The 5,898-nt window shown below is 58.5% G+C and carries 5 protein-coding genes; 2 read left to right on the top strand and 3 right to left on the bottom strand.

Features of this window, described 5'->3' with window-relative positions; genetic code table 11:
* On the top strand, window positions 1-871 hold an 871-nt coding region (locus tag RMN95_RS14855), incomplete at its 5' end, for a sugar ABC transporter permease (RefSeq protein ID WP_309617686.1).
* Window positions 872-921: 50 nt separating this feature from the next.
* The gene (locus RMN95_RS14850; protein ID WP_309617685.1) at window positions 922-1,701 is read left to right on the top strand and encodes a carbohydrate ABC transporter permease; all 780 of its coding nucleotides are present in this window, start codon (window positions 922-924) and stop codon (window positions 1,699-1,701) included.
* Between the two features lie 66 nt (window positions 1,702-1,767).
* Here RMN95_RS14850 and RMN95_RS14845 read toward each other — a convergent pair whose 3' ends face one another.
* The 3 genes from RMN95_RS14845 to RMN95_RS14835 all read right to left on the bottom strand — a co-directional run bounded on the left by RMN95_RS14845 (window position 1,768) and on the right by RMN95_RS14835 (window position 5,720).
* On the bottom strand, window positions 1,768-2,790 hold the full coding sequence (locus RMN95_RS14845; RefSeq protein ID WP_309617684.1) for an NAD(P)-dependent alcohol dehydrogenase: 1,023 nt from the start codon (window positions 2,788-2,790) through the stop codon (window positions 1,768-1,770).
* Window positions 2,791-2,802: 12 nt separating this feature from the next.
* Entirely contained in the window at window positions 2,803-4,584 is a 1,782-nt protein-coding gene (locus RMN95_RS14840) for a class I mannose-6-phosphate isomerase (RefSeq protein WP_309617683.1), read from the bottom strand.
* Between the two features lie 101 nt (window positions 4,585-4,685).
* Window positions 4,686-5,720, bottom strand: coding sequence for a LacI family DNA-binding transcriptional regulator (locus tag RMN95_RS14835; protein WP_309617682.1), 1,035 nt, complete (start codon window positions 5,718-5,720; stop codon window positions 4,686-4,688).
* Between the last annotated feature and the right edge of the window lie 178 nt (window positions 5,721-5,898).

Raw genomic sequence — 5,898 nt, 5'->3', positions numbered from 1 at the left:
GCTGACCAACCGGCATGCGGGAACGGTGCTCGGTATCCCAGGAACCCTATTTTACGCAATATTCATGATTGCGCCTCTCATCATGGCGCTCATCTACAGCATGACCGACCGGTTTACCATAGGCGCTCGTCCGGTGCACTTTGTCGGTTTCAACAACTTCGCCGAGGCGCTCACCGATCCCGTCTTCCAATCGTCCTTGTTGGTGACCGGCTATATGGCGATTATCGCTGTGATGGTGCCACTTGTGCTCGGGCTCGCTTTGGCAATCTTGCTTGACGGAGAGAGCCCGCTATATCGGGTTCTCCGCGCCGTCTTTTTTGTTCCAATTATTCTTAGTCCAGTCGTGATCAGCACAATCTGGTCATCAATTCTCGGTGCCCAGGGCATCCTCAATACAGCTCTCCGCGGTGCCGGGCTGGGGAATCTCGCGCTGAATTGGATTGGCGATCCTTATTTGGCGCCAATCACTGTCGCACTTGTAACCGCTTGGCAATCACTTGCCTTTTCCGTCACGGTTTATCAGGCAGGCCTCCAAAGCATTCCACTGGATCTTCAGGAAGCCGGAACACTAGATGGGGTGAGTGGCTGGGCACGGTTCCGATTCATCACTTGGCCGCTTATCGCGCCGGCCTTCACGATCAATTGCGTTGTCCTGCTCATCGGTGGATTCAAGCTCTACGACCAGGCGGTCGTTCTGACCAATGGGGGCCCTGGAAATGCGACCCAAACAGTGGCAATGAACATCGTCGCCACTAACTTTGTGTCGGGGCTCAGCGGTCTGGCCTCTGCGAAGTCGTTTACGTTACTCGTTGTTGTCGCCGCGATCAGTTTTGTCGTGTTACGACTGCTTCAGCGGAGGGAGGTCAACTGATGAGGGCTGCTCAACGGACAACTTGGCTACGCGCTACCGGTGCACTGCTGGTGACAGCTCTCTTTTGCCTCCCTTTATACATCGCATTGGTCAATGCCTTTAAGCTGAGCAAGGATGTAGTTCCGAACCCACTAGCATTTCCCCTCCCGCCGACCCTTGAAAATGTTGTGAAAGTCGTCACCGCCTCCGGCGGAGCCTTCTGGACGAGCCTCGGACTCACCGTGGCAATTACTCTATTCTCTGTACTAGCCACGATGCTGTTTTCGGGCATGCTCGCCTATTCGCTAGCCCGGAGCCAAGGCGTGGCTGCGAAGATTGTTCTAGGAGTCTTGCTCCTCGGTCTGATGATCCCGCAGGTCGTCACCCTGGGCCCCGTCGTCGATGTCCTGCGCGCCATCGGGCTGTTCCAGACGTTGCCAGGGCTGATTTCATTCAACGTGGGCGGCTATATGCCCTTTGCAGTGTTCCTGTTCTATGGATTTATCCGCGCTACATCGATCGAGACTGAAGAAGCAGCGGCGTTGGACGGCGCGTCCCGCTTCCGCACGTTCTGGCAGGTCGTTTTCCCGCAACTTGCTCCAGTGTCAGCGAGCGTAGCGATTTTCCTCTCAGTCTTCGTCTGGAACGACTTCCTAAGCCCGCTCATTCTGCTAGGCCCATTCAATGGCGATACAATTACCGTCGGTGTTTACCGCTCGATTGGCGCGTACTCGACCGATTTCGGGACGTTGTTCGCGACGATGCTTCTGGCGTGCATTCCCGTGATTGTCGCGTATTTGCTGCTGCAACGGCAGTTCGTGAAGGGGCTAACCGCCGGAGCAGTCAAATAGCGAATCTTGCAGGATAGGCGGATCGAGTGGCCTACGCGTCGTTGACCGTTAACAACTTTTCGAAGACTAACGCTGCGGATAGATGATCGCTTTGATGGCATCAGGATCCGTCTCGCCGATGCTCATCGCCTCGTCAGTTTGGGCGAGTGGAAAACGATGTGTAACGAGACTCGCCACGTCGACGCGTCCGGCTTCGAGTAGGGCGATAGCCCGGTCGTAAATGCCCGCGTATCGATACACGCCGTAAAGCTCGAGCTCACGAGATTGAATCAGCAGGATGTCGAGCTCGCTGAGGGGGTTTCGACCTATTCCGACTGCGGCAATTCGCCCGCGAGGTGCCAGCGCGGATGCTGCGTCGCGCAATGCACCGGGCGCCCCGCTGCATTCGATGACAACATCGAACTCTCCGAGCTCGCTATACCCGACGTCCCCGAGAAGCGTTCCGTTCACCCCCGGGTATGTCGACGCCTTGTTGATTCGCGGGGTGCTGACGTCAACAACAATGACCGTGGTTGCACCGACCGCATTCGCCACCTGAGCTGCAAGCAACCCAATCGGCCCCGCGCCGACGACCAAAACGCGATCGCCGGCGGTGATGCGGGTGCGTGTCGCGGCCCACAATCCGACCGCCAGGGGCTCGACGAGGGCCGCCTCGTCGTCTGAGACGGAGTCGCTGACAGGGAAACAGAATGCCGCGGGCACCGCAATGATCTGGGCTAGTGCCCCGTCGGTTGGTGGGTGCGCAAGGAACTCGACGGTCCGACACATGTTGTAGCGTCCGGCGATGCATTCCCGACAGTGACCGCATGGTCGGTGCGGCTCGATGGAGACGCGTTGGCCCACTGCTAGCTGGCCGCCGTCGTCGGCCTCAACCACCACCCCGCTGGCTTCGTGTCCAAGGATGATGGGTTTGTCGATGCGGGTGTCGCCAATTTGCGCGTGTCGGTAGTAGTGAACGTCCGAACCGCACACGCCCACGGCCAGAACCCTTACCAGGACGTCTCCGGGCCTGCGCTGCGGTACGTCGCGATTTTCTATCCGGATTTCGCGGGGGCCGTAGAGCACGGCGGCGATGTTGTCCATGGTCATCAGCGCAATGACTCAGAACGCCGCATCGACTTCTGTGGCCCGAACGTGGGCCTTGACTGTGCCAATTCTCAACCCTTCTGATGGCCCGGATGGGCTGATGGTGTACGCGCCGACGACCGCCGGAATGATGAAAGTCTCGGCGTAATGAACCGTGAACGGCTCGAATGCGTGCGCGGGGCTCGTCACAGTTGCCTCGGCTCCCTCTACCAGGTTCAGTACGTTAACCGTGCCGTGGGTGTTGTGAGAAACAGCCTTCGAGAACCAGTGGCGACGCACGTCGATGAACTCAAGAGCATGAAGTCCGGTGCGTTCCTCGACCCAGCCGTCGCCCTCGGCGATCTGCTCCATCTGCCCGACGAGGTTGCGGTTCGTCCACTCGGTGTCGCGGTTCCACTGGATGTTCGCTTCCGCGTGTTCAAGAGAGATGGGCCGGGGGATACCGTCGCGACCGACGCGATCCCAGTCCCACATTTTGAACGTGAAGATATAGGGCGTGGCTGAAATCTCCAGGACCATGGATCCCGACCCCGACGCGTGCACCGTGCCAGCAGGAATCAAAAAGTGGTCATGTTTGCGTGCGGGGAAGGTGTTGATGAATTGCTCGGCTTGGAACGATTCGCCACCGTCTGCGGCGGTGGCCAGCGCGGTGAGCATTGCGGATTTGTCCACGTTCGTCTTGAGCCCGAGATAGACCATCGCGCCCGGCTCGGAGTCGAGCATGTAGTAGCTCTCGTCCTGCGTGTACACCATCCCAAACTTGTCCTGAATGTATCCGGTGAGGGGATGCACCTGAAGCGAAAGGTTTCCACCCTCCATCGTGTCAAGGAAGTCGAACCGAATGGGGAATTCTGCGCCGAAGCGAGCATGAGTGAGCTCGCCGAGCAATTCGCGCGGATGTGTGAAGACAAGGTTGATGGATGGCAGTTCGAAATACTCTCCGTCAATATCGAACAGGAGGCTGTTCTCTTCGGGGACGCAGTCGAAGCACCAGGCGTAGTTGTCTTCGTCACCAAGCTCGAACATCTCCCGCATCCACTGTCCGCCCCAGATGCCGGGGTCGAAGAATGGCACCACGCGGAAGGGTGCAGCGACGGTTGCGGCAAGGCCTGCACGGAACGTTTCAGCGGTGATGAGCTTAGGTTCGGCCGTGGAGAGGTTGGTGTCCATCACGTAGTCCATTACCGGAAAAAGTGTCTGCTTGTGCCTATCGGCCATGCGCCACTCGACGAAGTAGCCGCGCTTGAACTTGCGGATAGCGTCCTCGCTGCTGTTATCCCGTCGCCAACTTGTGGCTCCGGCGCGCTGGCGCAGTTGGATTTCCCAGCGGGCCATATCAGCAAGAACTACGAGATCCGCTGGGACGGGCACCAGGGCCGCACCCCATCCGAGCAACACGACCCCCGACGTACGTCTGGCAACATCGGAGGCGACAGTCGCCAGCGCGTCCTCGTTGTAGAAGTCGAGGAGCGTGCGATGACTCATCACTCCGAATACCCGGTCATCGGTGATGTTGTCGCCGATGAGCGCGTCGATCTCTTCCGAGCTTCGTGAGGCTGAGGTCTCTACATCGATGATGGTGAAGTCCGGAAGGGCACTCGCAGCGGCGCTCTTCAATTCCTCGAAGTCCACGCCCGGATATGCGTCGACAACGATGACCGGTTTGGGGCTGCGGGAAAGTGCCTCCCTTAAGATCTCAGACCAGGCGGGGGCACCAACCCAGAGATCGTGTCCGGTGAGCACGGTGGCAGGTGTCTTGTTGTACCTGATCGGGCGCGGCAACTCTGGCTTGTACATGGCTTCTTCCTCGCTGGTGAAGGTATCTCCGAGCACGCGATCGGGGCAAATACCGAACAGCAACGGGCGACAACGTTGGTAACGATATCACCGACAAGAATTTATGCAAGAAGCGTGGTGGAAAGCTCGATCGATTCGCTTGGCTCGTTTGCCCGGGAGCCAGTGATTCGCCCCAGCAAGAGCGTGGCAGCCTGGCGACCGAGCTCGCGTGGATCATGATCGATCACGGTCAATTGGTATGGGATGAGTTCTGCAAGCTCGAAGTTGTCAAAGCCCACAATTCGGAACTTGTGGTCCGGGAACAGGCCGCTCGCCTCAAGAGCCCTGAACGCACCGATGGTGTTCCTGTTATTGGCACTGAACACTGCCGTCGGCGGATTGGGCTGGTCAAGGAGGTCCGCCATGGCCCTCTGCGCAGACTGAATATCCTGCTGACCTCGGCGGACAAGGGACTCATCGACCACGAGACCACGGTCGAGATGAGCTTGCACGAATCCCTCATAGCGTCGGCGACCAGTGGATACCGAAAGCAAGTTTCCGAGGAAAGCGATCCGGCGATGCCCTTCATCGATGAGCATGCTTGTGCCCTGGAGTGATCCATTGATATCGTCGATAAGCACTGTGTCTGCATCGAGCCCGGGAAGGGCGCGCGAGGCCAGCACAAGTGGGAATGGTGCATGCACCAGCGGTGACGAGCCATCGAGTTCTGGACTGGACGGGACAAGGATGAGCCCTTCGACTTGTCGCCCGATAAAGTCCTCGATGAGCTGTCCTTCGCGAGCCACGTCCTCGTTCGTGTTGCCTACCAGGATGCGCTTATTGTGTTGGTTGACGACATCCTCGATGCCGAGAACAACTCCGGCGTAGTAGGGGTTTGCGATGTTCGTAACGGCCACACCGATCAGACCGGTCGTGTGCCCAGGACGGATGCTTCGAGCGTTCTCATTCCGTCGGTAACCTAGGGCGCGAATAGACACATCGACCTTGGCCTTCATCTCATCCCGAACGTTCTTACCGCCAGACAAGACTCGGGAAACCGTCATCGGGCTCACACCGGCATGGCGTGCAACGTCGTGCACAGTTGCTGCGCCCCGTCGGATCGACGTCGGTTCACTCCCGACTTCGTGGTCTGCCATGGGGTTACCGTATACCTTCGCGCATGCAAGCCACGGAGGCGCTCGTTGATTGCGAAGGCCTGTTAACGCCAACCGAAAATGGGGCCACTTCTGCCAAGCGGGTTCTAGGGTGAATTCAAGCGGTCGTCGCAACACTTGTTTCTTGCCGCGATCCTAGCTCGGTAGTGATGACCAGTGT

Source organism: Salinibacterium sp., assembly GCF_031364185.1.
Classification (GTDB): Bacteria; Actinomycetota; Actinomycetes; order Actinomycetales; family Microbacteriaceae; genus Rhodoglobus.
Note: the sequence above shows the minus strand (reverse complement) of the source record. Positions and strands in the feature narration are given on the sequence as shown.